52 protein-coding genes are annotated in these 24,486 nt (G+C 70.5%); 44 read left to right on the top strand and 8 right to left on the bottom strand.

Annotated elements, in window-relative coordinates; genetic code table 11:
- The first annotated feature begins 1 nt into the window (after position 1).
- The 21 genes from ACIRF8_RS12635 to ACIRF8_RS12735 all read left to right on the top strand — a co-directional run bounded on the left by ACIRF8_RS12635 (position 2) and on the right by ACIRF8_RS12735 (position 9,313).
- Complete coding sequence (locus tag ACIRF8_RS12635) at positions 2-403, top strand: DUF6205 family protein (protein WP_404213844.1); 402 nt, start codon at positions 2-4, stop codon at positions 401-403.
- Positions 400-1,023, top strand: a complete 624-nt coding sequence (locus ACIRF8_RS12640; RefSeq protein ID WP_404213846.1) for a hypothetical protein — start codon at positions 400-402, stop codon at positions 1,021-1,023. The genes ACIRF8_RS12635 and ACIRF8_RS12640 overlap by 4 nt, the downstream gene beginning before the upstream one ends.
- A complete protein-coding gene (locus ACIRF8_RS12645) occupies positions 1,020-1,592 on the top strand; it encodes a hypothetical protein (protein WP_404213847.1) in 573 nt (190 codons plus the stop codon). Before ACIRF8_RS12640 ends, ACIRF8_RS12645 begins: the two co-directional genes overlap by 4 nt.
- Entirely contained in the window at positions 1,589-1,885 is a 297-nt protein-coding gene (locus ACIRF8_RS12650) for a WhiB family transcriptional regulator (RefSeq protein WP_404213849.1), read from the top strand. The genes ACIRF8_RS12645 and ACIRF8_RS12650 overlap by 4 nt, the downstream gene beginning before the upstream one ends.
- The gene (locus ACIRF8_RS12655) at positions 1,882-2,157 is read left to right on the top strand and encodes a hypothetical protein (RefSeq protein WP_404213851.1); all 276 of its coding nucleotides are present in this window, start codon (positions 1,882-1,884) and stop codon (positions 2,155-2,157) included. Before ACIRF8_RS12650 ends, ACIRF8_RS12655 begins: the two co-directional genes overlap by 4 nt.
- Before the next feature lie 23 nt (positions 2,158-2,180).
- The gene (locus tag ACIRF8_RS12660; protein WP_404213853.1) at positions 2,181-2,618 is read left to right on the top strand and encodes a hypothetical protein; all 438 of its coding nucleotides are present in this window, start codon (positions 2,181-2,183) and stop codon (positions 2,616-2,618) included.
- A gap of 87 nt (positions 2,619-2,705) precedes the next feature.
- Positions 2,706-3,524 (top strand): hypothetical protein, encoded by an 819-nt coding sequence (locus ACIRF8_RS12665; RefSeq protein WP_404213855.1) that lies wholly within the window; start codon positions 2,706-2,708, stop codon positions 3,522-3,524.
- Entirely contained in the window at positions 3,521-3,769 is a 249-nt protein-coding gene (locus ACIRF8_RS12670; protein WP_404213857.1) for a hypothetical protein, read from the top strand. The genes ACIRF8_RS12665 and ACIRF8_RS12670 overlap by 4 nt, the downstream gene beginning before the upstream one ends.
- Positions 3,770-3,846: 77 nt before the next feature.
- Complete coding sequence (locus tag ACIRF8_RS12675) at positions 3,847-4,479, top strand: hypothetical protein (protein WP_404213859.1); 633 nt, start codon at positions 3,847-3,849, stop codon at positions 4,477-4,479.
- A gap of 29 nt (positions 4,480-4,508) precedes the next feature.
- Entirely contained in the window at positions 4,509-4,790 is a 282-nt protein-coding gene (locus tag ACIRF8_RS12680) for a hypothetical protein (RefSeq protein ID WP_404213861.1), read from the top strand.
- 232 nt (positions 4,791-5,022) lie between these two features.
- Positions 5,023-5,520 carry a hypothetical protein gene (locus tag ACIRF8_RS12685; protein WP_404213863.1) on the top strand — a complete coding sequence of 166 codons (498 nt, stop codon included), beginning with the start codon at positions 5,023-5,025 and terminating at the stop codon, positions 5,518-5,520.
- A gap of 74 nt (positions 5,521-5,594) precedes the next feature.
- Positions 5,595-6,425: a hypothetical protein gene (locus tag ACIRF8_RS12690; RefSeq protein ID WP_404213865.1), complete on the top strand. Its 831-nt coding sequence runs from the start codon at positions 5,595-5,597 to the stop codon at positions 6,423-6,425.
- Positions 6,422-6,610, top strand: coding sequence for a hypothetical protein (locus ACIRF8_RS12695; RefSeq protein WP_404213867.1), 189 nt, complete (start codon positions 6,422-6,424; stop codon positions 6,608-6,610). The genes ACIRF8_RS12690 and ACIRF8_RS12695 overlap by 4 nt, the downstream gene beginning before the upstream one ends.
- Positions 6,610-6,837 (top strand): hypothetical protein, encoded by a 228-nt coding sequence (locus tag ACIRF8_RS12700; protein ID WP_404213869.1) that lies wholly within the window; start codon positions 6,610-6,612, stop codon positions 6,835-6,837. The genes ACIRF8_RS12695 and ACIRF8_RS12700 overlap by 1 nt, the downstream gene beginning before the upstream one ends.
- A gap of 87 nt (positions 6,838-6,924) precedes the next feature.
- Complete coding sequence (locus ACIRF8_RS12705; protein WP_404213871.1) at positions 6,925-7,203, top strand: hypothetical protein; 279 nt, start codon at positions 6,925-6,927, stop codon at positions 7,201-7,203.
- The gene (locus tag ACIRF8_RS12710; RefSeq protein ID WP_404213873.1) at positions 7,200-7,607 is read left to right on the top strand and encodes a hypothetical protein; all 408 of its coding nucleotides are present in this window, start codon (positions 7,200-7,202) and stop codon (positions 7,605-7,607) included. The genes ACIRF8_RS12705 and ACIRF8_RS12710 overlap by 4 nt, the downstream gene beginning before the upstream one ends.
- Positions 7,604-8,122 carry a hypothetical protein gene (locus ACIRF8_RS12715; protein WP_404213875.1) on the top strand — a complete coding sequence of 173 codons (519 nt, stop codon included), beginning with the start codon at positions 7,604-7,606 and terminating at the stop codon, positions 8,120-8,122. The genes ACIRF8_RS12710 and ACIRF8_RS12715 overlap by 4 nt, the downstream gene beginning before the upstream one ends.
- A complete protein-coding gene (locus ACIRF8_RS12720) occupies positions 8,119-8,346 on the top strand; it encodes a hypothetical protein (protein WP_404213877.1) in 228 nt (75 codons plus the stop codon). The genes ACIRF8_RS12715 and ACIRF8_RS12720 overlap by 4 nt, the downstream gene beginning before the upstream one ends.
- Complete coding sequence (locus ACIRF8_RS12725; RefSeq protein WP_404213879.1) at positions 8,339-8,857, top strand: hypothetical protein; 519 nt, start codon at positions 8,339-8,341, stop codon at positions 8,855-8,857. The genes ACIRF8_RS12720 and ACIRF8_RS12725 overlap by 8 nt, the downstream gene beginning before the upstream one ends.
- A gap of 47 nt (positions 8,858-8,904) precedes the next feature.
- Positions 8,905-9,090: a hypothetical protein gene (locus ACIRF8_RS12730; protein ID WP_404213881.1), complete on the top strand. Its 186-nt coding sequence runs from the start codon at positions 8,905-8,907 to the stop codon at positions 9,088-9,090.
- A gap of 37 nt (positions 9,091-9,127) precedes the next feature.
- Positions 9,128-9,313 carry a hypothetical protein gene (locus ACIRF8_RS12735; RefSeq protein WP_404213883.1) on the top strand — a complete coding sequence of 62 codons (186 nt, stop codon included), beginning with the start codon at positions 9,128-9,130 and terminating at the stop codon, positions 9,311-9,313.
- On the opposite strand, the gene ACIRF8_RS12740 is transcribed toward ACIRF8_RS12735, so the two are convergent.
- Genes ACIRF8_RS12740 through ACIRF8_RS12750 form a run of 3 tightly spaced genes read right to left on the bottom strand, consistent with a single transcriptional unit; the run spans position 9,302 to position 10,065 of the window.
- Positions 9,302-9,475 (bottom strand): hypothetical protein, encoded by a 174-nt coding sequence (locus tag ACIRF8_RS12740; RefSeq protein WP_404213885.1) that lies wholly within the window; start codon positions 9,473-9,475, stop codon positions 9,302-9,304. The genes ACIRF8_RS12735 and ACIRF8_RS12740 overlap by 12 nt on opposite strands.
- Positions 9,476-9,490: 15 nt before the next feature.
- Complete coding sequence (locus ACIRF8_RS12745; protein WP_404213887.1) at positions 9,491-9,703, bottom strand: hypothetical protein; 213 nt, start codon at positions 9,701-9,703, stop codon at positions 9,491-9,493.
- A gap of 23 nt (positions 9,704-9,726) precedes the next feature.
- Positions 9,727-10,065 carry a DUF6233 domain-containing protein gene (locus tag ACIRF8_RS12750; RefSeq protein ID WP_404213889.1) on the bottom strand — a complete coding sequence of 113 codons (339 nt, stop codon included), beginning with the start codon at positions 10,063-10,065 and terminating at the stop codon, positions 9,727-9,729.
- A gap of 55 nt (positions 10,066-10,120) precedes the next feature.
- Here ACIRF8_RS12750 and ACIRF8_RS12755 point away from each other — a divergent pair, with 55 nt between their 5' ends.
- Positions 10,121-10,351, top strand: coding sequence for a hypothetical protein (locus ACIRF8_RS12755; protein WP_404213890.1), 231 nt, complete (start codon positions 10,121-10,123; stop codon positions 10,349-10,351).
- A 5-nt stretch (positions 10,352-10,356) separates the two neighbouring features.
- Entirely contained in the window at positions 10,357-10,581 is a 225-nt protein-coding gene (locus ACIRF8_RS12760) for a hypothetical protein (protein WP_404213892.1), read from the top strand.
- Here ACIRF8_RS12760 and ACIRF8_RS12765 read toward each other — a convergent pair.
- Positions 10,553-10,783, bottom strand: a complete 231-nt coding sequence (locus tag ACIRF8_RS12765) for a hypothetical protein (protein ID WP_404213894.1) — start codon at positions 10,781-10,783, stop codon at positions 10,553-10,555. The two genes, ACIRF8_RS12760 and ACIRF8_RS12765, sit on opposite strands and share 29 nt — an antisense overlap.
- A gap of 90 nt (positions 10,784-10,873) precedes the next feature.
- Between ACIRF8_RS12765 and ACIRF8_RS12770 the strand changes: the two genes are divergently transcribed.
- Positions 10,874-11,284 (top strand): PASTA domain-containing protein, encoded by a 411-nt coding sequence (locus ACIRF8_RS12770; RefSeq protein WP_404213896.1) that lies wholly within the window; start codon positions 10,874-10,876, stop codon positions 11,282-11,284.
- A 55-nt stretch (positions 11,285-11,339) separates the two neighbouring features.
- On the opposite strand, the gene ACIRF8_RS12775 is transcribed toward ACIRF8_RS12770, so the two are convergent.
- Positions 11,340-11,750 (bottom strand): DUF6221 family protein, encoded by a 411-nt coding sequence (locus ACIRF8_RS12775; protein WP_404213898.1) that lies wholly within the window; start codon positions 11,748-11,750, stop codon positions 11,340-11,342.
- Between the two features lie 2 nt (positions 11,751-11,752).
- On the bottom strand, positions 11,753-12,028 hold the full coding sequence (locus ACIRF8_RS12780; protein ID WP_404213900.1) for a hypothetical protein: 276 nt from the start codon (positions 12,026-12,028) through the stop codon (positions 11,753-11,755).
- A 193-nt stretch (positions 12,029-12,221) separates the two neighbouring features.
- On the opposite strand from ACIRF8_RS12780, the gene ACIRF8_RS12785 reads away from it, so the two are divergent.
- The 13 genes from ACIRF8_RS12785 (at position 12,222) to ACIRF8_RS12845 (ending at position 18,142) form a co-directional block, all read left to right on the top strand.
- The gene (locus tag ACIRF8_RS12785; RefSeq protein WP_404213902.1) at positions 12,222-12,386 is read left to right on the top strand and encodes a hypothetical protein; all 165 of its coding nucleotides are present in this window, start codon (positions 12,222-12,224) and stop codon (positions 12,384-12,386) included.
- The gene (locus tag ACIRF8_RS12790; protein ID WP_404213904.1) at positions 12,383-12,562 is read left to right on the top strand and encodes a hypothetical protein; all 180 of its coding nucleotides are present in this window, start codon (positions 12,383-12,385) and stop codon (positions 12,560-12,562) included. The genes ACIRF8_RS12785 and ACIRF8_RS12790 overlap by 4 nt, the downstream gene beginning before the upstream one ends.
- A gap of 157 nt (positions 12,563-12,719) precedes the next feature.
- Complete coding sequence (locus ACIRF8_RS12795; protein WP_404213906.1) at positions 12,720-13,202, top strand: hypothetical protein; 483 nt, start codon at positions 12,720-12,722, stop codon at positions 13,200-13,202.
- Positions 13,203-13,247: 45 nt separating this feature from the next.
- On the top strand, positions 13,248-14,096 hold the full coding sequence (locus ACIRF8_RS12800) for a protein transporter Sec31 (protein ID WP_404213908.1): 849 nt from the start codon (positions 13,248-13,250) through the stop codon (positions 14,094-14,096).
- On the top strand, positions 14,093-14,281 hold the full coding sequence (locus ACIRF8_RS12805) for a hypothetical protein (RefSeq protein ID WP_404213910.1): 189 nt from the start codon (positions 14,093-14,095) through the stop codon (positions 14,279-14,281). Before ACIRF8_RS12800 ends, ACIRF8_RS12805 begins: the two co-directional genes overlap by 4 nt.
- An 11-nt stretch (positions 14,282-14,292) precedes the next feature.
- Positions 14,293-14,586: a hypothetical protein gene (locus ACIRF8_RS12810; RefSeq protein WP_404213912.1), complete on the top strand. Its 294-nt coding sequence runs from the start codon at positions 14,293-14,295 to the stop codon at positions 14,584-14,586.
- 197 nt (positions 14,587-14,783) lie between these two features.
- A complete protein-coding gene (locus ACIRF8_RS12815; protein WP_404213914.1) occupies positions 14,784-15,173 on the top strand; it encodes a hypothetical protein in 390 nt (129 codons plus the stop codon).
- Positions 15,170-15,781 carry a hypothetical protein gene (locus ACIRF8_RS12820; protein WP_404213916.1) on the top strand — a complete coding sequence of 204 codons (612 nt, stop codon included), beginning with the start codon at positions 15,170-15,172 and terminating at the stop codon, positions 15,779-15,781. The genes ACIRF8_RS12815 and ACIRF8_RS12820 overlap by 4 nt, the downstream gene beginning before the upstream one ends.
- A complete protein-coding gene (locus tag ACIRF8_RS12825; RefSeq protein ID WP_404213918.1) occupies positions 15,778-16,605 on the top strand; it encodes a hypothetical protein in 828 nt (275 codons plus the stop codon). Before ACIRF8_RS12820 ends, ACIRF8_RS12825 begins: the two co-directional genes overlap by 4 nt.
- A gap of 80 nt (positions 16,606-16,685) precedes the next feature.
- Positions 16,686-16,826, top strand: a complete 141-nt coding sequence (locus ACIRF8_RS12830) for a hypothetical protein (protein ID WP_404213920.1) — start codon at positions 16,686-16,688, stop codon at positions 16,824-16,826.
- A gap of 128 nt (positions 16,827-16,954) precedes the next feature.
- Positions 16,955-17,569 (top strand): restriction endonuclease, encoded by a 615-nt coding sequence (locus tag ACIRF8_RS12835; RefSeq protein ID WP_404213922.1) that lies wholly within the window; start codon positions 16,955-16,957, stop codon positions 17,567-17,569.
- A gap of 91 nt (positions 17,570-17,660) precedes the next feature.
- Positions 17,661-17,921, top strand: a complete 261-nt coding sequence (locus tag ACIRF8_RS12840) for a hypothetical protein (RefSeq protein ID WP_404213924.1) — start codon at positions 17,661-17,663, stop codon at positions 17,919-17,921.
- Positions 17,918-18,142, top strand: a complete 225-nt coding sequence (locus tag ACIRF8_RS12845) for a hypothetical protein (RefSeq protein ID WP_404213926.1) — start codon at positions 17,918-17,920, stop codon at positions 18,140-18,142. The genes ACIRF8_RS12840 and ACIRF8_RS12845 overlap by 4 nt, the downstream gene beginning before the upstream one ends.
- A gap of 53 nt (positions 18,143-18,195) precedes the next feature.
- Here the strand turns inward: ACIRF8_RS12845 and ACIRF8_RS12850 are convergent, their stop codons facing one another.
- Together ACIRF8_RS12850 and ACIRF8_RS12855 are read right to left on the bottom strand one after the other, a co-directional pair.
- Entirely contained in the window at positions 18,196-18,357 is a 162-nt protein-coding gene (locus tag ACIRF8_RS12850; RefSeq protein WP_404213928.1) for a hypothetical protein, read from the bottom strand.
- Positions 18,354-18,605: a hypothetical protein gene (locus ACIRF8_RS12855; RefSeq protein ID WP_404213930.1), complete on the bottom strand. Its 252-nt coding sequence runs from the start codon at positions 18,603-18,605 to the stop codon at positions 18,354-18,356. The genes ACIRF8_RS12850 and ACIRF8_RS12855 overlap by 4 nt, the downstream gene beginning before the upstream one ends.
- A 101-nt stretch (positions 18,606-18,706) precedes the next feature.
- On the opposite strand from ACIRF8_RS12855, the gene ACIRF8_RS12860 reads away from it, so the two are divergent.
- The 7 genes from ACIRF8_RS12860 to ACIRF8_RS12890 all read left to right on the top strand — a co-directional run bounded on the left by ACIRF8_RS12860 (position 18,707) and on the right by ACIRF8_RS12890 (position 24,479).
- On the top strand, positions 18,707-19,048 hold the full coding sequence (locus tag ACIRF8_RS12860; RefSeq protein WP_404213932.1) for a DUF6011 domain-containing protein: 342 nt from the start codon (positions 18,707-18,709) through the stop codon (positions 19,046-19,048).
- 25 nt (positions 19,049-19,073) lie between these two features.
- Positions 19,074-19,379 (top strand): hypothetical protein, encoded by a 306-nt coding sequence (locus ACIRF8_RS12865; protein ID WP_404213934.1) that lies wholly within the window; start codon positions 19,074-19,076, stop codon positions 19,377-19,379.
- 101 nt (positions 19,380-19,480) lie between these two features.
- Positions 19,481-20,032: a hypothetical protein gene (locus tag ACIRF8_RS12870; protein ID WP_404213936.1), complete on the top strand. Its 552-nt coding sequence runs from the start codon at positions 19,481-19,483 to the stop codon at positions 20,030-20,032.
- Entirely contained in the window at positions 20,029-21,369 is a 1,341-nt protein-coding gene (locus ACIRF8_RS12875) for a phage terminase large subunit (protein ID WP_404213938.1), read from the top strand. The genes ACIRF8_RS12870 and ACIRF8_RS12875 overlap by 4 nt, the downstream gene beginning before the upstream one ends.
- A gap of 187 nt (positions 21,370-21,556) precedes the next feature.
- The gene (locus tag ACIRF8_RS12880) at positions 21,557-23,140 is read left to right on the top strand and encodes a phage portal protein (RefSeq protein ID WP_404213940.1); all 1,584 of its coding nucleotides are present in this window, start codon (positions 21,557-21,559) and stop codon (positions 23,138-23,140) included.
- On the top strand, positions 23,137-23,409 hold the full coding sequence (locus ACIRF8_RS12885; protein WP_404213942.1) for a hypothetical protein: 273 nt from the start codon (positions 23,137-23,139) through the stop codon (positions 23,407-23,409). The genes ACIRF8_RS12880 and ACIRF8_RS12885 overlap by 4 nt, the downstream gene beginning before the upstream one ends.
- Positions 23,406-24,479: a head maturation protease, ClpP-related gene (locus tag ACIRF8_RS12890; protein WP_404213944.1), complete on the top strand. Its 1,074-nt coding sequence runs from the start codon at positions 23,406-23,408 to the stop codon at positions 24,477-24,479. Before ACIRF8_RS12885 ends, ACIRF8_RS12890 begins: the two co-directional genes overlap by 4 nt.
- The last annotated feature ends 7 nt before the right edge of the window (positions 24,480-24,486 follow it).

Consider the following 24,486-nt stretch of genomic DNA (forward strand, 5'->3'; position numbering starts at 1 on the left):
CATGGGATACACCACCCGCGTCACCGGCGAGTTCGCCATCGAACCGCCACTCGCCTGGAGCGAGTTCAAAGACAGTCCGTTCAGCCCGTTGCCGCCCGTCGGCGACGACCGGATCGAACTGGTCCTGCGCGTCGACGAGGAGACCGTCGAGACCAACGACGGCCCTCTCCTGCGCCGCACCGCCTCGGCTCTCGTGATGAGCGAGATCGACGAGTACCGGGCGCACGGCCTGCTCGACATCGTCCAGCGCGCCGTCGACTCCTTCCCGGGCCATACGTTCACCGGCCGCCTCGACTGCGAGGGCGAGGAGAACACCGACCTGTGGCGCGTCGTCGTCCGCGACGGCCGTGCGATCCGCGTCGAGCCGCGCATCGTCTGGCCGGACGAGGACGGTGCCCAGTGACCGCGCCCACCCTGTTCGAGCCCGAGGCACCGGCCGCCACCCCGGCGGCCGGGCCCCGGCCCCTCGTCATCGGCCTCGACATGGCCCTCGGCACCAGCGGCATCGCCGGACCCGGCTGGACCGACACCATCCGCACCGGCAACCTCCGCGGCGAACAGCGCCTCCGGTTCATCACGGACGCCGCCGCCAGCTTCTACCGGCTCGCGGACTTCGTCGTCATTGAGGGCGCGGCCTTCTCCCATGCCAAGCAGATCGGCCATGACGAGATGTCCGGCCTCCGGTGGATGATCCGCTGCGACCTCTGGAGCCGCGGCATCCCCTTCGCCGTCGTCACCCCGGACTCCCGCACCATCTACGCCACCGGCAAGGCCCGGTGGAAGGACGAGCAGGGCCGGAAGCTGACTCCCAAGCAGGTCAAGGGCATGGTCCGGGATGAGACCGCGGCCCGCTACGGCATCTCCCTCACCGGAACCACCCGCTACGACGAGGCTGACGCGTACGTCCTGATGGCCATGGCGATGGACTGGCTCGGCCATCCGCTCGCCGAGGTCCCCAAGACGCACTCCCGCGCGCTCAAGGGCGTGCCGTGGCCGACGACCCCCGTGGCGGTGGCCCGATGAGGCAGAACGCCACCCGCACCGACATCATCGCCATGCTCCGCGACGGCCACAGCAACCTGCGGATCGCCCGCGAGCTCCACTGCGACAAGGGCCGCGTCGCCCGCATCCGCCGGGAACTCGACCTCCCCGACTACGTGCCGGCCGTACAGACCCGCACCGCCGAGGAGAAGTGGCACAGCCTGACCCGGTCCACTGACGGCGGGCACGTCGAGTGGCTCGGGGAGCGCGCCACCGCGTCCGGCACCCCCGTGATGCGGCACAAGGAGCAGTCCTACAGCCCGGCCGCGATCGCCTTCCGGATCCGCACCGGCCGCGACGCCGAGGGATACGCCATCGCGGACTGCGGCAAGCAGCACTGCGTGGCCCCGGACCACGTCGAGGACGAAGCCGGCCGCCGCCGCAACCGCGAGCAGTTGCGCTACCTGACCGGCGGGCAGATCCGGAAGCCGCGCTGTGTCCACGGCCACGACCAGGCCGAGCACGGCCGGTACGAGGCGGACGGCAGGGCGTACTGCGAGCAGTGCAAGGTCATCCGCAAGCGCGGGGAGCGACAGGCGGTGCCCTCATGATCCGCCGCAGTCCCTACCGCGTCGCCGCTCCCGAGGCCCTTGACCCGAGGGAGCGGCGGGAAGGCCGCGGCGCCTGCCGCTCCGAGCAGTACCGCGACCACGCCGACCTCTGGTACGCCCCCACGCGCGACCGCGAAGCCCTCAACGCAGCGATGCGTGTCTGTGTCGCCTGTCCCGTCCGAGCCGAGTGCCTGGAAGACGCCCTCGACCGCGACGAACCGTGGGGCATCTGGGGCGGTCTCACCAAGAGGCAGCGCCGCGACCTCCTCCGTTCTCGGCAGGCCGCTGCATGAACGGGCTCGGGCCGACGATCGGCAACCCGCACCCCGGAAACGGGCTCCGCGTCCGCCTCGACAACGCCAGGGCCAAGTCCCTCGCGGCCGCCGACTTCACCTGTCCATGCGGCCACGCCGAGGACGCCGTCGGCTACGCCGAGACGGAGCAGCTCGTCATCCGCGCGCAGCGCCACCGCCGAGACGCCTGTCCGATCCCCGAGGTCCGCGAACTGGCGCGCCGCCACTACGCCGCCCTCCAGCACTCCCTCACCAGGCCCCGCCGCAAGTAGCCCCCGCCCGAAAGGAACAGCACATGCCCAAGCTCAGCCCCGCCGACGTCCCCGAGGTCAAACTCGACTCCGGCGCCGCGCACATCGAGGCGTCGCTCTCCCGCGATCAGCGCCGCGGCCTGTTCGAGAAGCCCGGAACGACGGTCTACGCGATCGTCGCGCTCACCTCCAAGAGCTACACCGGGCACGCCGACGGCGAGGACAAAGACCCTCAGGTCAAGGTTCGCGTCACCGAGTGCGAGGTCGCCCGCAGCAACGAGGACGCCGCCGCCCTGGCCGACGCCAAGCGGGCCATGTGGAGGGGCCGGCAGATCGACGGAACCCTCGACGAGGTCGGTGAGGGCCCCCAGCGCCCGGACGCCGCGCTCCTCGACGTCACGGTCAGCAAGCCCACCGAGGACGAGCTGAAGGCGCACAGGGCCCGCGTTGAGGACAAACGCCGCAACGAATACGTCCGCTGACCCGCACGCCCGGGGCAGCCCGCACCGGCCGCCCCGGGCCCGGATCTTGCCGCAACGGTTCCGCAACATCACGAGAGAAGAACCCAGTTGAGCACTGAGGAGCAGCCGACCCCCGCTCCGGGCAGCGTGCCGAACGCCTTCGGCAACGCGCTCGCCTGGAAGTGGACGCGGCAGATGCCCACCGCCGTACGGCGATCCGGGCTGCCCACGCTCCTCTACGCAATGCGCGCCATGGCCAACGCCGCCGGAGAGTTGCGGTTCGGCGACCGCAAGGCCATCCGGATCCAGGACATCGCCAAGGCCGCGTGCGCGAACGAGAAGGACACGAGGCGCTACCTCGACGCTGCAATCCGGGCCGGTGTCGTCGGGGTGAACGGTGTTCGACGTCGTGGAGCGGCCACCGTGTACTGCCTTCTCCTCGCCCCCTTTCCGGACTGGCAAGCGGCCGAGGACCACATCCGCTCGACGGCCCGGAAGCCGGGGAAGCGCCCTGCGGCGTGGCAGGAGGACGAGCAAAGTTCGGGTGACCGCGACCCGAACCAGTTCGGGCCACCGCGACCCGAACTTGAGGCGAATGAGGCCGATGAAGTTCGGGTGACCGCGACCCGTATGAGTTCGGGTGACCGCGACCCGAATGGTTCGGGTGACCGCGACCCGAACAACCCAGGTACTTCCCAAGGTCTTTCCCAAGAGGTGGCCGAGGTCGTCTTCCAACCTCAGGTGGTTGGGGGCTCAGGGCCCACAGACGCGGATCACCCAGACCACGAAGAACACCACCACGACGACCCACCCCCCAGCGACTTCATCCGCTGCGCCCGCTGCCAAAGACCCATGCTCCCCCGCCACGGCCGCACCACACACCCCAACTGCCCGCCCGTCGCAGCCGACCACCGGAGCGCCTCATGACGACCCCTCGTGAACGCCTCGACGCCGAGCAGATCCCCACCGGCACCTTCGGCCACGCACAACCCCCACGCCCCGCACAAAGCCACACACGCCCCGAACCCGCCTGGACCGCCATCCAACAAGCCCAACACCGCGCCGACCTCCTCGAAGGCATCGACGGATGGGCCTGGGACGAAGAAGCACGAGCCGACGAACGCCGACACCTCCACCTCGTCCGCGACGAAACCGAGACCAACGCCGCCTGACCCGCACGCATCCGGTTACACCCGGGCCCGCGCGCACAGCCCCGCCCCAACCAAACGCCCGAGCAACGGAGATCACCATGACCGGCACCCCGGCCACCGAGACCGTCCGCGGTCTCACCATCAAGCAGCCGTGGGCCTTCGCCATCGCCGAGGGCTTCAAGACCATCGAGAACCGATCCCGCCGTACCCACTACCGCGGCACGCTGTTGATCCACTCCGGCGCGACGCACGACCGGTCGGTGTCGATCGTCCGCCACAGCCGGGACGCCGCCGTCCGGCTCGACCAGCTTGGTGGCTCGTTGAACTTCTGGGACGCCCGTTCCCACGTCCCCAGCGCCTTCTTCACGCCGCGCCCCACGCTCGCCCTGTCCGCTGTGATCGCCATCGCTCGGCTCGCCGACTGCCACGAGGCCGCAGACGGCTGCTGCGCCCCGTGGGGCATGCCCGGTCAGTGGCACTGGGAGCTCACAGACGTCCGGCCGCTCGACCGTGCCGTGGCGAAGGCAGGCGCACTCGGTCTGTGGAAGCCGGACGCCGCGCTCGTCGACGCGATGCGGCCGGCGTGCCGGAAGTGTCGGGCTCCGTTCGACCCGGGCGACACGCGGGTCGACGGCTCCGCGCAGCACTACAACACCCCGTACTGCCGCGGCTGCGTCGACCGCTGCCACGACAACGAGATCGCCGATCACCGCTGCGTCATCTGCGCCTGACCACCCGCCCGACACCACGAAGGAGCACCATGCCCGACCAGCAGCCCGCCTCTGACATCAGCGCCAGCCTCCATGCCGCCGCCGACCTTGCACCAGCGCACTGGACCCCCGACCCGATCGGTCCCGGTATCTGCTCGCTGCTCGCCATGGCCGCGTCCACAGACGGAGGGCGTCCTGACGAGACCGACCTGTGGGACGCGGTCGTCACACACCTCGGCGAGGAGCTGACCGTCTCTTGGGAGCGGCACCCCGGTCGTACCGGCGCTGACGTCGCGACGATGCTTCGCGCCGCCGCTGCCGCCTTCGCGTGACCACCCGCAGCGCGGCCGCCCCTGTTCGTACCAGGGGCGGCCGCACCACCCAGTCCACCACACCCAGCTTGGAGACGACCATGACCGACCGCCCGTACACCGACGACGACCTCCGCGCCGAAGCCGCCCGCCAGCACGCCGCCCTCACCGACGACCCCGACTTCATGGGCGTCGGCGAGCAGATGGCGGACGCGGTCGTCGAGTCGACCGACGACAACGGCACTTCGTTGACGTGGAGCGAACTCCTCGTCCCGCAGGGGCGGGGGCGAGCTACGAAGCGCATGACGAGGCGCAGCGGAAGATCCACGACCTCATCAACGGCGCGGCCGACACGAGCACATGGGCCGTCAGCCTCGGCGCCGACGGCCTCGTCCCATCCACCGAGCACGAGATCACCCTCAACGCCGGACGGCCGATCGCCCGGATCCACTTCGCCTTCGAACCCGACATGCCCGAGGACATGCGCACCGATCTGGTCGAGGGCATCGGTGACGCCATCAACGAGGCCGGGGTCGAGCGGGAGGACGTGCCGGACGACGACGACGGCGAGCCGACCGATTCGGACGCCGAGGTGTTCGACCTGATCAGCGACATCGCCTCGAAGCTTCAAGACGCCACCGACAACGACGAGTACCACGCCGTCGGCCTGATCTACGACCTCGCGATGAGCCGCACCACGTGCGCCGACGCCCGCGCGCAGCTAGCCGAGCTGACGTTCCGCCACGTTTGAGAACGCCGGCCGCCGCGGCCCGAACCTGCGGCGGCCGGCCCCGCCAGCCTTCCACACGACACCCCGGAGCCGACATGAGCACCAGCCGAGACGCCACCCGAGACCAGCCACTCCCCACCCCCGGCCAACAGCCGGTCCAAGACGCGCTCATCGGCGCCGTCCAGGAACGCCGGGCCTACGGCATCCGCAAGTACGGCCGCCCCCTGGAGACCCACAACGGACGCGACGCCCTCACCGACGCGTGGGAGGAGGCTCTCGACCTCGTCACGTACCTGACGCAGATGCGGTTGGAGCGCGGTGACGAGCTGCCCACCGCCGCGCCTGCGGACCAGCACAGCCTCCGGGACGTCATGGGCCCAGCCGACGGCCAGCAGAAGATGCGGCTCCTCGACCGGCTGTACGCCAACACGAGCCCCCTCACCGAGCCCGCCGACACCGGCCTCCATGAGCGCGTGGTCCAGGCGCTTGCCGCCTACGACTTCGCCTACTTCTCCGAACGGCGACAGCACGAGGTCGCCGACGCCGTCTTGGCCGTCCTCCCCGCGCCCGCCGACCGAGCCGCCGTGCTGCGGGAGGCTGCCGACCGGCTGCACGAGATGCGGATGTCTGAGCGCGAGTGGCTGCCCGCGACTGGCCTGCACAAGGGCGAGCTGGAGCTTCGCCACATGTCCGACGAGGCGCAGAAGGAGGAGCCCGAGCCGATCCAGCTCCGGTGGGGCCTCGACGACGTCATGTACGGCGACGACGACACCACCACCGTCATGCTCTCCGGGCCCGGCGGTGAACCGTACTGGCTGGAGCTCGACCCAGAACGCGCCGCTGTCCTCCGCCAGGACCTCGCCGGCCCCGACACCGAGGCCGACGAGGCACAGCAGGCCAAGCCCGCCGGGGAGTCGCACCCGTGATCGTCCACGACCTGGCCACCGCGCTCCCCGCCGCCATCGGCCGCGCCATCCTCACCGTCGCCACCACCGCCGGCGCCACCGCGCTCCTCCTCGTCGGCATCACCGCCATCGCCACCAGCCTCATCACCGGCGCCTGGCCCCGCCGCCGCACACCGACCCCAGTCGAGTACGACGAGGCCGCCTGATGCCCCACGCACCCACACTCCTCGCTCTCACCGCACTCGTCGCCGGCTACCTCCTCGGCCGCATCCAGCCCTACGACCGCATCGCCGCCCGCATCGACCGACACACCACCGAGCGCGCCGAGCTCTGGGGTGGCCCCGTCGGCCAGTGGGCACTCCTCACCGTCCTCATCCTCATCGGCCCCGCCCTCCTGGCCCAAGACCGTCGCCGCCGTCGCGCACGACCCTGACCACCCACCTCGCCGTCGAGGCCGCCTCCGCGCCCCCGCTCACCATCCGGTGGGCAGGAGCGCGGCCTCCACCACCACAGGAGACCCATGCACTACCGCATCGCCGCCGCAGAAATCGCCCGCACCCTCACCGCCCGCCGCTTCACCAACGCCCTCACCGGCCCCATCTGGCGTCCCGGCCACCGCGCCACCCAGGCCAGCCCCACCACCGTGCGGCTGTGGCACGACGGCCCCGACGAGGACGCTCACCTCGACCAGTACGCCACGGCGCTCCGCACCGCCGGATACACCGTCACCGCGGAGCGCCCGCCCGGACAGCGACCCCGACTGCGCATCACCCAACAGCCCCCGAAGGAAGCGTCATGACACCCGCCCTCCGCACCGCCCGCTACCTCACCGCCGCAGCCGGCGCCCTCACCGCCAGCGCCGCCTACCTCGGCACCGTCATCACCTGGTGGGCCGTCCTGCCCTGCCTGTACGTCGCCGCGGTCATCGCCTGGTGCGCGAGCTGCGAGTACGCCGTCCACCGCCGGACCCTCACCGCCCACGAGCGGGCCCGTCGTGCCGCCCTCCTGGAGGAGCTGGACACGGCGGGCCCGTGCTGCCGCCTCTACGACCTGTCCGGCGGCTACGCCCACCGCGACTGCGCCCGCCCACCCGACGGGCTCGCCGAGCTGTACACGGCGTGCTGCGCCGAGGCGTTCGTGTCCCGCGGCGCCCGCCACGACGCCACCTGCCCGACCCGCACGACGAGGAGTAACGCCGCATGACCGACCGCATCCCGTTGGACGCCATGACCAGCAACCAACTCGACGCCCTGTACGACCGAGCCGAGCAGGCCGAGACGCGCATCACGCAGACCGAAGAGCTGCTCTCCGTGGCCCATGAGACGTCGAACCGGTCCGAGACCGAACGTGTCCGCGCAGTGCATCGCGCCGAGCTGACCGAGGCCGCCGTCGAGCGGGCCCGGCAGCTCGCCTCACGGTGGGCCGTGCTGCGCGCGTACGGCGGGGCAGCGACCGAACTCCGCGCGGCGCTCGGCGAGCAGCCCGGCGCACGCGACCGGCACGTCGCCGAGGAACACACCAAGGAGATCCCGATGCCCACCACTCCGTGCACCGCCACCATCGAGGGCGTCACCGTCCCGGACGACGAGACCCTCACCTGCACCGTCGAGGACGTCGACCACCACCCCGCCAACCACGTCGGTCCGAAGCGCCAGTACGGGCGCGTCCTGTGGACCGACCACACCGCCGGCGCCACCCCGCACAAGGAGCAGTCGTGACCACCGCCTACGACAAGGCCAGCGAGGCGGCGCGCGCCCTGCTCACCGCGTTCGACGAGATCCAGCTCGCCGAAATGTGCGCCGCGCAGAGCGCCCGGATCAGGAGGGTGCGCCTGCTGCACCGGGAGGAGTACGGGGGGTGCGCCGAGTGCACGCACGAGTCGATGGTGTCGTGGCCGTGCCGGACGATCCGCGCTGTCGACGGGGAGCAGCCTGATGCCTGACCTGCACGGCTGGCTCGCAGAGCAGGTTGAGCGGGCGCAGCAGCGCGCCGGCCGATGGCACGACGCTGAGTGCGCCGCCCTCGACACCAGCGTCGCCGATGCGGCCGTCCTCCATGCCGCGACCCTGTGCGACTGCGGAGGCCCGGCCGCCGTGCTGCGCCGTTGCGAAGCCGACCGCCAGATCCTCACCATTCACGCCGTCAGCGACGACGGGTACAGCGCAGCGTGTGACGGCTGTGGTACAGCCGGGATCTGCGACGACTGGGTCACTGACAACATCAACGACTGCCCGATCCTGCTCGCCGTCGCGCACGCCCACGGACTGACACCGGAGATCCTCGCCAGGCTCGACCGGCCGGAGCCGCCGCAGCGTGCACAGCCGACGGCCGGGCATGCGCTCAACCCAGACGCGTGGGCCCGGTACCTGCTCACAGGGCAACTACCCGAGCGCACGACCATGAGGGATGTGCCGGCCGCGCTGCGCGGGCCCAACTGGAAACCTGGTAGGTGATGACGATGGCGTGCCATCCTGGGGCCAGCCACCACAAGGAGGACACCGTGCCCGTTCAGCTCGGTAAGCCGAACCCAGAGGATGCGCGCCGCGCCGCGCAGCGTGGCGCCGAGGTGCACGAGGTGATCGTCGCGATGGCCCGCGCGATGGCTCCGGCCGTGCAGAAGGCAGGCGAGGAGATAACACGCAGCTTCAACGCGCTGAAACGCCCGACGGTGCATGGGCGCATCTGACGCGTGACCGGCCGGGTCGGCGGCGCGTTACCGGGCTGTGAACCTCGACGACGACACCACCGCCGAAGACCCGCCGGCCGTACTGCTCCCCGTGCTCACCCTCGACGAAGCACACGAACTCCTGCCGCTCCTCGCCGCCGTCCGGGACGGGGAGGAGCCGGACCGGGAGACAGCGGGCTACCTCCTCGCGAACCTCGCCGCTCGGGTGCCCTCAGTCGCCTGAAGGTTCTTGGCCCTGCGTCTCGGAAGGCGAGTGGACCGGGCACTTCCAATCCTGGCTAGCCCACGGCTGGCCGTCGTCGTCGCCGCTGCTCTGCTCCACCAGCACCTTCGGCCGTTTGCAGAGGGGGCAGAGCATCGGCTCGTCGCTGAGTTCGATTCCCATGATGGCTCCTTGGTGTCAGGCCGCCTCGTAATGGTGCGCGTGCCCACCTCTCCACGTCACCCACGCGGGATCGTCGAGGAGCTGCTCAGCGTCCGGGAGCCCGGCCCGGCGCAGGAACTCGACGACATCGCGGTCGGAGTGCGCAAGGCCGAGGATCTGGTTCCGTGCGGTGACCCGCCGGCCGCCCGTCGGGGATGGTGGGTGCACGGCTATCGGGGCGCTCGCCATACCTCCAGGGTGCGCCGCATTGGTCAGTCCAGCACGCCGAGCGCGGTGTCCGGCCGGCGCTGCGGACACACGTCGACACCTTCGGCCATGGCCTGGAGCGCCTGCTCCCGCGTGATCCCCTGCGTTCGGGTGGCTTTCCGCCCTGCCCAGCACGTGCCCTCGTGCACGTAGACCGCGGCGCGCTTGTTGAGGCCCCGCTCGATCAGCCAGTCCGGGTCTGGCGGGCGGGCCGCGGCGCCGCGGGCGCGCTCAGCCTCACGCTGTTCCGCCGCGGCGATAGCGGCGTCGAGCCGGTCCACCCACATGGCGTGCCAGACCCGCAGGGTGCGGAGGCGCGGCAGGTCAGGCGGTAGATCAGACACGCGTTCGATTCTATGCTTGAGGTGCAGCATCAGCACACGAGCCCCAGGAGGCGGCATGGACGACCCGCTCGCCGCCCTCAACATCGACCCCGCCCGCCTGGACGTCGCACCCTTGCGCGTACCGCCGTCCGTGATGAGCCGCGCCCGCCTCGCCCCGCCCAAGCCGGCACCCTGCTCCGCCTGCGGTGCGCCCGCGATCGCGACCCGCATCGTCACCCTCGACGACGAGCCCCGGTGGCTCGACCTGTGTCGTGTCCACCTGCTCGCCGCAGCGGGGCGATCATGACCGGCATGGCCAACCCGCCCGGCAGATACCACGTCACCCTCGACCTCGACGGCGCGCGCGCCCTCGACGGCTGGTGGGACAACCCGGACACCGCCGACCGGAAGGCGGACCGTCTCATCCACGAGCATGCGGAGAACGCCGGCGCCCGCGTGACGGTCACCGAGTGGGACAACGGCCGGGAGTGGCCGCTCCGGGAGTGGCCTACTCCTCCGCCTGCGGATGCCGGGTGATCTGACGGAGCTGCTTCTCGACGTCGAACCGGTTGAGCTTGTTCTCCTGCGCGTACGCGGTCACCGCGGCCTGAGCCGCAGCCGCTGCCTCGAACCACACGGTGCGCTGCTTCTCTCGCTCGCCGTCGTCGAGGTGCGCCAGCTTCTTGCCCTCGCCATCGGCGACGCGTTGCAATTCGATCAGGCCATCGGGAAGATCCACGAGCGGATAGTAGGTGAGCCGTCAACGTGCCGCACGCTGGGCGGGTCCGTTCGAGGTGCGCCCTGCTCCGCACCGGAGCACGATTGATGTATGAGGCACATCAGCGCGCAAACAAGGTCACGGGTGTTGCGCGCCGCCGCCTGCACGCTGCTCTTGTCGCCCTTCCTCGGCGCGGCTGCATGCGGTGGCGGCTCCTCGGACAACCCCACCCCAGCGACAACGGTTACAGAAACGGAGTCAGCCCCGGCCGAGGACACGGGCACCAGCTCCGAAGAGGGGGACCTGCCAGACATGACCGGCAAGATCCTCCAAGATGCACAGGACGAGGCGCAGGCCAACGGCTTCTACAGCCTGGACTCCACCGACGCGACGGGCGCCGGCAGGTACCAGGTCTTGGACCGAAATTGGGTGGTCTGCTCGCAATCGCCTGAGCCCGGGCAGCAGTCGACGGACGTGACCGTGACCTTCAATACGGTTAAGTCTGGCGAGGACTGCCCTTAATCAGAACACCAACAGAGCCCCCGACGCGCCAGCCTGGGGGCTCGTTCGCGTGCGGCTACGGCCGCCACGTCTCCTTGTAGCCGGGCCGGTCCGCGTAAGGCAGGGCGAGCAGGCGCACCGTGGTGCACGCCTCCGCCTCCATGATCCATGTGCAGTGGTCGATGTCGCCACGCGCGTCCCTCGTCGAGCACTCATGTCCTCCACTGACGGAGTGCAGGGCGAGGGTCTGCCGCTTGGCGTCGACCTCGCGCAGCACCCGCGCCGGATCCCACTCCGCGACGTGCTCACCGATTCCGGCCTCCATGAGGTCCTGCGAGCCGACGGCCACCATGTCGCCCTCGGGTAGTGCCCGGACGTACCGGCCGTCGTACTGCCACACCTCGCCGCCCGCCTCGTCGGCCGCCGCGTGCAGCCGCCGCGCGTCCTCGTCGTACTGCTCGCCGAGCCACCGCACCAGCTCATCCACCGCTACGCCTCCGCACCCCTGGCTGGCTTATCCGGATCGTCGGCGATGATCTGCCGGATCCGGCTGAAGTTCACACCCGTCGCGTCGGCGATCTGCCGGTACGACATGCCGTTCGCCTGCATCTCCAGCACGGCATCACGGCGCTCGCGGCGCACCTTCTCCCCGACGGACTTGAGCAGGTCCGTCAGCCTCTTCGCCCTGGCCTCCGGGGGCTCGCCCTCCGTCAGCGCATCGATGGCGTCCAGCACGCGCTGCACCTCCTCTGCCCGGTCGTCCATGTCCGTTCCTTCCCGGGGCTCGGGAGGCGGATCGTCCCAACCGTCTTGTGTAGGACTCTACACAGCGTGTAGCTTCCTACACAACGGTTCGAGGGACCCCCTCCGGCCGTGATCAACAAGTAAGCCCCCGACCCGGCGCAGCAACGCCATATGGGCCGGGGGCGCCCACCCCAACCATCACGAAAGGGCAGGCATGCCCGAGCGTACAGATCACCCCACCCCGCAGCCCAGTACACCGACGAGCGGCAACCGGATCATCGACGAGCCCGCCACCCCCGCCGCCTGCGCCAAGGACTACGAGGCCGGCGCCATCGACCGCCACTCCAGCGAGCAGCGTGACGCAAAGGCGAGGCGATGATGCCGGACACCTTCGGCGGCACCTGGCGCCGCCCCAGCAACTCCGACCGCGGCCACTCCCTGCGCCAGCTCCGGGACCACGCCAGCTTCGACAACCAGTCGCAGACCGGCTGCGGCTGGTTGTTCCTGCTCTGCATCCTCGCCATCGCCGCCGCCATCGGGGCGGCGATCACGTGAGGGGCAGCGCCTGGGAGTTCCTCGGCCTCGTCCTCTCCCTCGCCGCCGGCATCTTCGCCGTCGTCTGGATGGCCACCCACTAAATCGCCACAAACCGGCCGGGCCCGCGGCCCAGCTCCCGCCGCGGGCCCGGCCCCCTCTCTCCCGGAGTGACTTCATGTTTCGCACCGCCCGCGCCCTCGCCGCCTTACAGGCCGACCTCGACGCCCTGCGCCAGGAGAAGAACGACCGGCCCGCGGTCACCTGCCCGGCTAGCGACACCGTCTCCCGCGCCGAGCACACCGTGGACCGCCTGTACCAGCAGCTCGCCGACACCCGAGCCGCCCTCGCCCGCGCTGAAGGCGAACGCGACACCCTGCGCGCCCAGAACCTCCTCGACACCGAGGACCGGGCCGCACTCCGCATGCTCCTGCGCACCGCCCGACGACAGAGCCGTACCACCGACCGTGTACACGTCCTGTTCCGCTACGGCGCGCTCCACAGCATCCACGCCAATCACGACGGCGCCGAGGAGGCAGCCGAGCAGCTTGGCGCCCCGCGCGACGGCTGGACCGCCGAGCCGCCCGGCGCCGGACTCCCGCCTGCCAGCGAAGTGGAGTGGCGCATCCAGCCGCTCCCGCTCGGATCAGCGCTCGCCTGACACCCGGGCCGACCACCCATCCGAACTCCGCTTTGGAGCAGCACCGTGAAGACCCGCACCGTCGAGCGCAAGCGCCTCGTCCCACACACGGTCGACGGCGAGACCGAACTCGTCCTCGACACCGAGTACATCGAGGTCCCTCTCCCACCGCGTGACTGGGACAGTCTCGTCCGTACCGGCGTCACCGTCATCGCGTGCGCGCTCGTCACCGTCTCCCTCATCTGGACGACCGCGAGCGTCGGAGACCTGCTCTCCCTGGCCACCATCTCGGCCGTGGCGTACGCGGCCGGTGTCGCCTTCGACCTCACATGGATCATGTGCATGGGCGTCGAGTGGCTGCTCCGCTACGACCCCGCCCGCGCAGCCGTCCCGCGCCGTGCTGGACACGTGGCGCTTGCGATCTCCATGGGCGCGGTGTTCGCCCACGGCCACCTCTTCGGGCAGATGTCTGTGGGCACGGCCGGGGCTGCTGTGTCGCTGCTCGCCAAGGGCGGATTCATGATCGCGATGCGCGTGCACGCCCGCCCCCTCGACCCGCTCACAGCGCAGTGGGTGGCGAAGCGCCGCGCGGCGGTCGACGGGCAGCTCGCCATGATCCCCGTACGGCGTGAACTCCTGCGCGGCGAGGCGCTCGTCGAGGCGGAGCGCCAAGCGCGGATTGCGGAATCCGGCGGATCCACGGATCCGGATCGATCCGCAGACCGTCCGGACCCGTCCGCCCCTGTCCGGTCGAACCGGTCGCTGACCACGAAGGACGCGGTCCGGACCGTATGGGATCGCGGAATCCGCGAGGGCGACGAGGCAGTCCGCGAGATCGCCAAGCTCATCGGCCGCCCCGTCTCCCCGGACACCGTGGAGCGCTACCTCCGAGACCTGCGAGCCGAGGCGTCGTGACCGCCGTCGGCGGCCTCGTGTTCGCCCTCGTCTGCCTCGCGATCGTCGGCGCGGGCCTCGGCCTCGCCGTCGCCGCCTGGCGACCGGGCCCCCCGGCCTCGCTGCTCCTCACCGCCGGGGCCGCCGTCGGCGGCTTCACCTTCCTCCTCGCCGCCCTGCACTGGCTCGCCCACCTCCTGACCTGAAAGCCGCGCTCATGCTGCTGCTCGTCGCCGTCTGCCTGGCCGGGCTCCTGCCCGGTGTCGCCACCGCGTGGCTCCTGCGCGGGCGCGGCTGGCCCCTCGCCGTCGCCGCCGGGCTCGGCGTCACCCTGGCCCTGCCCGGCGCCCTCATCGTCACCATGCTCGTGTTCCCACCCATCGGCCTGGCCGTCGCGCTCCTCTCGCTCCGCGAGGCACTGCACGCGTACGACGACGGCCGGGTGTGGGTCGGCACCGCATGGGCTGCAACGGTGGCTCTGTCCCTGGCCTGCGCGGGGGTGGCCTGGTGAGCACACCACCGCCCCGCCGCCCGATCACCCCGACCCGCATCTACCCGGCCGGTACTCCGCTGCCCGCACCCGCCTCCCCACCGCCACCTCCGCCCACGCCCCCCGCGCCGCCGGCCGCCCCACCGGCCTCTCCGGACTGGTGGCGGATCGCGTCCGGACCCTCCGGACCACCGCCGCCCGTACCGGTCGATGTCCACGTGCACGTCACCGTTGACCAGCCCGGACCGCTCGCCGTACCGGATCCGGACCCCGGTCCGCGCTGGTGGCAGCGGATCCGCATCGGCTACAACATCGGGCTCGCCGTGCTGTCGCTCAGCCTCGCCGGACCGTGGGCCGAGCTGCTCACCACCGTCCGCGACGAGGCGTCGCTCGCCGGGGCCTGGGTCATGGCCCTCATCCCGCTCGTCGCCCTGGGGTTCATCGACAACGCCAAGCGCATCGAGGCCGAAGGCGCGCACCCCGATCTGTGGGCTCCCAAGTTGCGGGCCGCCGCCGCGCGCTTCGTCCTGTGGGCCGCCGCCATCGGCACCGTGCTCGCCCTGCCCGTCACCACCGTCGTCCAAATCCTCACCGGAGTACGCACATGACCGCCATCACCCTGGCCGCAGGCACCGACCAGTTCACCGCCATCGGCGTCACCACCGCCGGATTCGCCCTCGGCATGGCGCTCCTCGGCGCAGAACACTGGCGCTGGTACCGCGGCAGCGGAGGCACCGCCGCCCCGGCCGGCGGGAAAGGGAAGAAGGGCGCAGCGCCCGCCGCAGCGAAGTCCCTCGACCCGAAAGCCATGCTCCCGTACTGGTTCGGTCTGACCTGCGGAATCCTCATGGTCGCCTGCCCCGGCGGACTGCTTGGCATGGTCAGCGAGACCTTCCGGTGGGCCGGAAACGGCATCGGTGGCGTGGCGATGGACTGGCTCACCGGGCGAAAGAGCGCCACGCTCGCGCAGGGCGGCGCACCTGATGTCGACGAGTTCGGCGCCGTGCTCGTCTGCGCGCTCTTCCTCGTTCTGATCTTGCTCCGCAAGGTGTTCCCCAAGACCGTGCGCGGCAAGTGGTGGAAGGGCGCGTTCACGTCGAGCCTGCTGTGCATCACCACCGGCACCGCGGCCTGGATCGCAGAGTCCGTCGTGAGCGGCACGAACAGCCTCGGCCAGATGCTCCTCGACGCCGCCGCGAAGGGGACGTTCGTATGAAGGGCGTGCCCACGACGATGCAGTGGATCCGGCGCGCAGGACAGCGCCTGTCCACCGGCTCCAGTCGCCTCGCCACCCACATCGCGACGCGCGCTCTCGCTCGCGCCCGCCGCCTCTGGCACCGCTGCTACGGCTGGGTGTCGGCGGTGTCCGGAGTCGAGTGGCTGCTGCGCGTGGCGGTCCTCGTCGCGCTGGCCTGGGTCGTCCGCAAGGTGCTCACAGCGGTCACAATCGGCGTGTCCCGCACGGCCGCAGAGGGCGGCGCCCCGTGGCTGATGTGGGGCTCGGCCGGCGTCTGGATCATCGCCGCATACCGGTGCGGACACCCCGACTGGAAACCCAAGCCGCTGTCCACCGACGAGTCGAGTGCGGACGAGACGCCGGCCGATGAGGAGGACAGGAAGCCCGGCGTCGAGCATGCCTCGACCGGTCCGCTCCTGCCCATCCTTCCCGACCTCCGCATCGCCCTGGCCCGGGTCGGTACGCCGCACGCCCATCTGGCCGTCCTCGCCGCCGACATCGGCACCACCCCGGAACGCGTCCGGGAGGCGCTGGAGAAGTGGGAGATCCCCATCGAAGCGGTGCGGATGCAGGGCCGCGGCACATCGACCGGCGTGAAGGGCGGCCCCGCGATGCACCCCGCTCTCGTCCCGGGGCCGGACGATGCCGCCGCTGTTGCCGCAGGTCAGCCCACCAACAACAACAGCAACAACGCCGACAAGGACGAGCCCCAAGAGGGGGTGCGGGTAGTGCGCAGGCCGGACGGGTTCACCGTGTACGACCTCGCCGACCATCACCGCCGACACAAGACCGTCGGCCATTGAACCCCGGGGCGGCCGCCCGCCTGGCAGCTAGTCGACCGCCCCGGTTCCCCATCCCGATCACCCGAGACAGGAGCGCCATCATGGCACTGCGCCGAGACATGCCCACCCGCGACCCGAAGGCCGCGAACAAGGACAGCGAGCACACCCGCGAGTACCAGGCGTCGAAGGGCGGCTTCTACAAGCCCGCGGAAAAGCCGACCCCCGGACAACGCAAGGCGTAGCCTACGAGGCGCCGGATCAACGGAGTTGAGGCCCCGCCACGCGTCCCCCGTCGTGGCGGGGCTTCGCCGTTCCCGCCTCGTTCTGTCCTGTTCGTCGCTACGCTCCAGCCACCAGTCCAGGGGGGAACATGGCCACTCCAGCACGCCGCGCACCAGCACAGATCACGTTGGCCGACACCCGGCGGACGGTCATCCCGGGGATCCTCACGTTCTTCGGCGTGCTGATGGTCCTCACCGGCAACGTCGGACCAGTCGCCGTGATCTTCCTGATCGCCGGGGTGCCTGGCCTGCTCTGGGCCCGGCGGCAGATGCACCAGTCGCGCGACGCCCGCGAAATCCGGGAGCTCCAGTCCACGGAGATCACCCGCTATCACGTGATGACCTCACGCCAGTTCGAGGAGGCTGTCGCCTACCTGTGCCAGCGCGACGGCTGCCGTGACGCACGTGTCGTCGGCGGCGCCGGCGACCTCGGCGCCGATGTCATCGCGACAGCTCCGGACGGGCGCCGGATTGTGATCCAGTGCAAGAGGTACGGGCCGACCACGAAAGTCGGCAGTCCAGACCTTCAACGATTCGGCGGCACCTGCTTCACAGTTCACGGCGCGCACGTTGCCGCAGTGGTGACCACCAATGTCTTCACCGCCCCGGCCGCGAACTACGCCGTGCAGCACGGCATCCGACTGTTCAACGAGCAGGCGCTCGCGGCTTGGGCCACCCGCACCGGCCCGGCGCCATGGATGTAGCGCGCGCAGGTCACAACACGGACACACGCCAGCACGACGGTCGCGCGCGTCGCATCATGCCCCTCAACATCACAGCGAGGGACGGGGAGCCATGGCCACCTACAACGAAGTGCAGTCCGCGGTACGGACCGAGAAGGTGCGGGTCTGGTGCGCGTGGGCCGCAGGAAACGTGATCATGTTCCTCATCGCGCGGGCCACGAGGAACATAGACGTGGTCAGTGTGGTCACTCAGGTGCTGGTCGTCGTCGTGTTCGTGGCGCTCACGGTGACCCTGTTCCGGATGACGAGCGCGCTCAACCGGCGGGCAGCGTCGGCCCGGCGTGAGGTGCTCGGAGAGGACTACCCCGGATGATCGCCACCCCACCGGAGAAGAGCGGCGCCGGCGCCGTTGATGCGGGCGTGTTCGTCGCCTCACTCGTCCTGCTGGTCGCGAGCGTGCTGAAGGGCTGGACCGTGCTCGCCGTGGTGGCTGGCGCGGTGCTGCTCGGGGTGCTGGTGACTGCGGGGGCGCGGCATCAAGCGCGGGAGGGTTGGGGCGGGGAGGAAGACCGGCCCTGGCGGCGGCGCGAGTAGCGTTGTGTGCGCGGTAAGCGGCCCCGCCTGGTGGTCCCCGGGCGGGGCCGTCGTCATGCCTGAGAGCTGTCGTCTTCGCCCTCGCGCGGCCGGTAGTCGATGCAGTCCTTCGTGTGCTTGATCGCTACCGGCTTGCCGTCCGGCCCCGGCGCGACGATGCGCACGTCGAGGTTGTCGAAGGTGGCGTGGCAGTACGGGCACTCGACGTCGCTCACGCGCTTGCCTCCTTCTTCGGCCGGCCGCCCCTGCGCGCGCGGCGTTCGGCGAGTTCCTGCTCGGCGGCTTCGAGCTCGGCGCGCTCCTGCTCGTTGCCGTGCTCGCGGATGAAGGCGCGGACGTGGTCGACGAGGTCTGCGCTGCGGTCAACGCCCGTGCGGTCGGCGGCGGTTCCGTAGGCGTCCCACATGCGGCGTGGGATGCGGAATTTCGTGGTGAAGGTGTGGTCTGCGGGAGTCTCAGCCATACCGCTCATGTTCCCACACGGTTTCTTTGACGCAACCCCTTGTGTGGGTACACGGTTTAGCTTTACTGTGTACCCACAAGGTTACGACCGAGGGGGCTGCAATGCAGAACACCACCACCCACCAGCACACCGACTGCCTCCGCTGCGGCCGCACCCTCACCTCCGCCCGCTCCACCGCCATCGGCTACGGCCCCACCTGCGCCCGCCACATCCGCAACGCCGCCGTCGACACCAGCGACTACAAGCCCCACCAGATCGCTTCCGCCCGTGAGTTGATCGCCGACGCCGCGATCATCCCCCTCCGCTCGACCGTCTTCCTCGCCGTGTCCACCGACGGCACCGAGACCTACCGCTCGGCCCCCACCGCCTGCACCTGCCCTGCCGGGCTGAAGGGCTCGCGCTGCTACCACCAGCTCGCCGCCCGCCTCCTCCTCGCAGCCTGACCCTCACCTACGACAGGATGAACGCATGGACACCTGGCTCGTCTTCACGACCACCAAAGCCCTCCGAGGAGGTGCCGTCGGCACGGAGAGCGCCCGCACTCTTCAGGGGGAACTAGCCGCCCGCGCCGGGACGTCTGGCCAGCCCGGGGTAGACCCGGAGGTGACGCTCACGGACGCCGGCACCGCCCGTGTCCGTCAGTGCTTCCCCATGGTCGACGCCTTCACGGCCAGCCAGCTTGCACGCGATTCTCTGCGCGGGCTCGTACAGCCGGGGAACGTCGAGGCGATCGAAGTGGTGCGTCTGGCTGACTGGCTGCGTACGCAAGACTGATTCACGGCACGCACGAGGCCCGCCCCTACAACAGGGGCGGGCCTCCTCCATGACTCGACTCATCATGTTCCGTGATGGACAGTGTCCGTATCATCACCACCATGAATACCGACGACCCGGCCCCGGCCGACCCCGACGAGGGCCCGGCGCCGGACACCAGCCAATACGACCGACAGCGCAGCCCCCGCGGCAGCTTCGAGCGCAGCATGACCACCGTGCAGCGCGACGCCCGCGCCGCCGAACTCCGCGCGCAGCGCCTTACATACGCGCAGATCGGCGAGCAGCTCGGCATCGACAAGGGCAGCGCATGGCGGGCCGTGCAGAACGCGCGGGCCGACGTCGCCCGGCCAGCCGTTGAGAAGCTGATCGCCGCCGAGTCCGGGCAGCTTGACGACCTGTACGTGATGGCCCTTGAGATCATCGAGCGGAATCACGTCACCGTCTCCCACGGCAAGGTCGTCACGATGGCTGGCGAAGACGACAAGGAAATGCCGCTCCTCGACGACGGGCCCCGGCTCCAGGCGATCCAGACGGCGCTGAAGGTGCGGGAGTCGTACCGCAAGCTGCACGGCCTGGACGCGGAGCAGAAGGTCTCCGTGTCCGGCGCCGTGCGGTACGAGGTCGTCGGCGTCGACCCGGCGGATCTCACGTGACGACCGCGCTCGACCACGACACGGTCGTCCGCTACGAACCCCGCGGCGCCGCCCGCTCCCTGTTCAAAAACCGGGACGCCGAGGTCGTCATCGCGGGCCCGGCCGGCACCGGCAAGAGCCTCGCCGCGCTCTTCCGCGTCCACCTCGCCGCGCTCAACAACCCGGGGATCCGGGCGCTGATCGTCCGCAAGACCGCCGTCAGCCTCGGTTCGACGACGCTGGTGACGTACGAGAAGAAGGTCGCCGCCGACACGCTCGCGCGCGGCGTGGTCAGGTGGTTCGGCGGGTCACCGCGCGAGGCGCCCTGCTACCGGTACTCGAACGGCTCCGTGATCGTCGTCGGCGGCATGGACAAGCCCGAGAAGATCATGTCGGCGGAGTACGACCTCGTGTTCGCGGACGAGGCGACCGAACTCACCGAAACCGACTGGGAGTCCATCGCCACCCGCCTCCGCAACGGCGCGTTGTCGTGGCAGCAGCAGATCGCCGCGTGCAACCCGGCGCAGCCCACGCACTGGATCAAACGGCGCTGTGACCAGGGTCGGGCCAAGATGCTCGTCTCCCGGCACGCCGACAACCCGGCGTACGTCAACGCCGACGGCAGCCTCACCGAGCAGGGTGCCGACTACTTCGCCAAGCTCGACAACCTGACCGGCGTCCGCCGCCTCCGGCTGCGCGACGGCGTATGGGCGGCGGCCGAGGGCCTGATCTACGAGGAGTTCGACGACGGCGTGCACCTCGTCGACTCGTTCAAGATCCCGCACGCCTGGTCGCGGTGGATCGCCGTGGACTTCGGGTTCACGAACCCGATGGTCATGCAGTGGTGGGCCGAGGACGGTGACGGCCGCCTCTACCTGTACCGCGAGCTGTACCACTCCCGGCGCCTCGTCGAGGACATGGCGCGGCAGGCCCGCGACCTGATGGTGTACCCGTCCGGCCAGTGGCGCGAGCCGCAGCCCCGCGCGGTCATCTGCGACCACGACGCCGAGGACCGGGCCACGCTGGAGAAGTACCTCCAGATGGGCACGCAGCCCGCGGAGAAGGCCGTGTCGACGGGCATTCAGGCGGTGAAGTCCCGGCTCAAGGTGGCGGGTGACGGCCGCCCGCGGCTCTACATCGTGCGTGGCGCGCTCGTCGAGCGGGACCCGGTGATGGACGAGGTGAAGAAGCCGGCGTCCACGGAGGAGGAGTTGAGCGGCTACGTGTGGGCGGTGAAGCCAGGCGGCACGGCCCCGGAGGCACCGCTGAAAGAGAACGACCACGGCGCGGACGCGCTCAGGTACATGGTCGCCGAGCGGGATCTCGGTGGGCGGCCCCGGATGAGGTGGGTGGGATGAGGCGTTTCGATCCCTCGAAGCTGAAAGATTTGCGGTCTGAGTCCATGTTGACAGGAGGATTTACACTCATCACAACAGGAACATGGAATATCTTCGGTACGGGCGTAGGTCTGATCACTGCCGGAGTCTCGATGTTCGTCATGCAGTGGTGGGTTGACGGCGGCGACTGAGACGAGGGAGGTGACCGGTGGGCAGAACGCTCCTCGGCTCCCTCGCCTCAGCAGCCACCGGCATCGTCAACCGCACCCCCATCCCCTTCGCCCCCGTCACAGGCCGCGCCGGACTCGGCTCCGGCCTCCTGCGCCCCGCCGGACAAGAGGCGCAGATGCGGGCGATGGGCGGCTCGTCCACCCTGTACGCGATCGTCGACCGCATCTGCACCACGTACGCAGGCGTCGAGTGGAAGCTCTACCGCTCCGCCGCATCCGGCCGTGACGAGGACCGCGTCGAGGTCACCCGGCATGCCGCCCTCGACCTGTGGAACCGGCCCAACGCCCACATGACCGGGCCAGCGTTCCGCGAGTCGGGCCAGCAGCATGAGGAGTTGACCGGCGAGCAGTGGTGGGTGATCGCCCACCACGAGACCAACACGCTGCCCCTGGAGCTGTGGCCGGTCCGCCCGGACCGCATGGAGCCAGTCCCCGACCCGGAGGACTTCCTCCTCGGCTACATCTACCGAGGCCCGTCCGGTGAGCGTGTGCCGCTCGGCGTGGACGAGGTCATCAGCCTGCGCCGCCCGAACCCCTTGGATCCGTACCGGGGCATGGGCGTCGTACAGACGATCCTCATGGACATCGATGCGACTCGCGCGTCGGCCGAGTGGAACGCGAACTTCTTCCAGAACTCTGCCGAACCGGGCGGTGTCGTCGAGGTCGAGCGCCGCCTGTCCGACGACGAGTTCTCCGAGTTCCGTACCCGCTGGACGGAGCAGCACCGCGGCGTCTCCAACGCGCACAGGGTCGCCGTCCTGGAAGGTGGCTTGAAGTGGGTCGACCGCAAGTACTCGATGCGGGACATGCAGTTCACCGAACTCCGTGGCGTCAACAGGGAGATCATCCGCGAGGCGTTCGGGTTCCCGAAGCCGATGCTCGGCGCGACCGACGACGTGAACCGGGCCAACGCTGAGGCCGCCGCGTACGTGTTCGCCCGCTGGCTGATCCAGCCGCGCCTGGAGCGTGTGCGGGAGATGCTCAACACTCGGCTGCTTCCCATGTACGGGGCCACCGGCAGGGGCTTGGAGTTCGACTTCGTCAGCCCCGTGCCCGAGGACAAGGAAGCTGACGCCGACATCCTGTTGAAGCGCACCCAGGCCGCCTCCGCGCTGAAGGGCTCAGGTTTCGGCTTCTCGGCGGAGAACGTCCTCTCCGCCGTCGACCTGCCCGCGATGGGCGCACGGTCGGCCGAGGAGCAGCTCCTCGTGGACATCGTCATCGGCGCACCCTCCACTGCGCCGATGATCCTCCCGATGCTCGGCTACGACGTGTCGCCCCCCGGCGCGGGTCCTGCCGCGCAGCCCTCGAACCGCTGGACGCCGCCTGAGTGGGCTGCGGACGAGATTGAGGCGGCGCAGCGGTGGGTGGTGGTCGCGGAGGACGACGACAACACGTGCAGCCCGTGCCGCGAGAACAACGGCAAGACCTACAAGAACCGGGCCGACGCATACGCGGACTACCCCGGCGGGCGCGGCTACGTGCACTGCGTGGGCGCTGAGCACGGCAACGAGTGCCGCTGCCGCGTGGTCAAGCGCGGCCGGAAGGGTGAGGGCGAATGACCGAGCGCCAGCCGCGCAGCCTGCGCATCAGCACACCGGCCGGACGCGGGGGTCACCTCGTCGAGCTAGACGGAGTCGACGTCTCCCGGGCGCTGTACGGGCTGACGCTCACCGTCGCCGCAGGGGGCCCGCCCACGGCTGTCCTCAACGTCGTCGCGAAGGAGATCCCGACCGAACTCGATGGAGTCCGCGCGCACCTGCCGGACGCGACGAGGGAGCTACTGGTCCAGCTCGGCTGGACCCCGCCCGCCGAGGAGGCTTCGTCATGAGCAGCATGACCGGGCTGGCGCTGCCCGCGAACTTCGCCGGTTTCGTCGCCAAGCAGCGGGAACAGGCCGAGAAGCTCCGCGCGCAGCATGGCGTCGAGGCGCAGTCCTGGTATCGCATCACGAACGCGGCGGACCCGGACGAGGCCGAGGTGATGCTGTACGACGAGATCGGCGGCTGGTTCGGCGCCACCGCGGACGAGTTCATCGCGGACCTGCGCGGGGTGACGGCGCCGAACCTGCGCGTCCGCATCAACTCGCCGGGCGGCTCGGTGTTCGAGGGCATCGCCATCGCCAACGCGCTGCGCTCCCACCCGGCGAACGTCGTGGTGCAGGTGGACAGCGTCGCCGCGTCGATCGCTTCGGTGATCGCCATGGCCGGCGACAGAGTCGAGATGGCCCCCAACAGCATGCTGATGATCCATGACGCGTCCGGGGTGTGCTTCGGCAACGCCGCCGACATGGAGGAGATGGGCAAGCTTCTCGCCCTGATCAGCGACAACATCGCCGACGCGTACGTCGCGAAGGCGGGTGGCACCCGAGAGCAGTGGCGTGAGGCCATGCGCGCCGAGTCCTGGTACCTGCCCGACGACGCGGTCGCGGCCGGTCTCGCGGACGAGGCCCTGGCCAAGCCGAAGACCGGCGAGCCTGTCGAGCCGGACAAGGACGACGAGCCGGACATGGCGCGCGCCTGGGATCTCGCCGCGTACGGGTACGCCGGGCCCTCCGCGCCTGAGCGGCCGAAGCCGGGCCCGCCGCCCGCTGCTCGTGAGGACGGACCACAGCCGGTGTTCACGATCTCTGTCTCCGACCTTCTCGACGAGGACGCAGTGGCCCGGCTCCGCGCAGCCGTGGCGTCACCCGCTGGCAAGCCCGCAGCAGAACCGGACGCCGAGACCACCGAGCCGGAGCAGCCCGCGGCGCCGGACGAGCCGGACCCCACAACCGAGGACGAACCCGACGCGTGGGCCGCAATGACCGCCCACCTCACCCCCGACGACGCAGACGACTGGTCGGCGCTCGTCTCCACCCTGACCGAGCCCGAGGCGTCGTCCAGCGCGGCGACGGACTGAAGGAGGC

It is taken from the genome of Streptomyces sp. NPDC102406 (genome assembly GCF_044765725.1).
GTDB lineage: Bacteria > Actinomycetota > Actinomycetes > Streptomycetales > Streptomycetaceae > Streptomyces.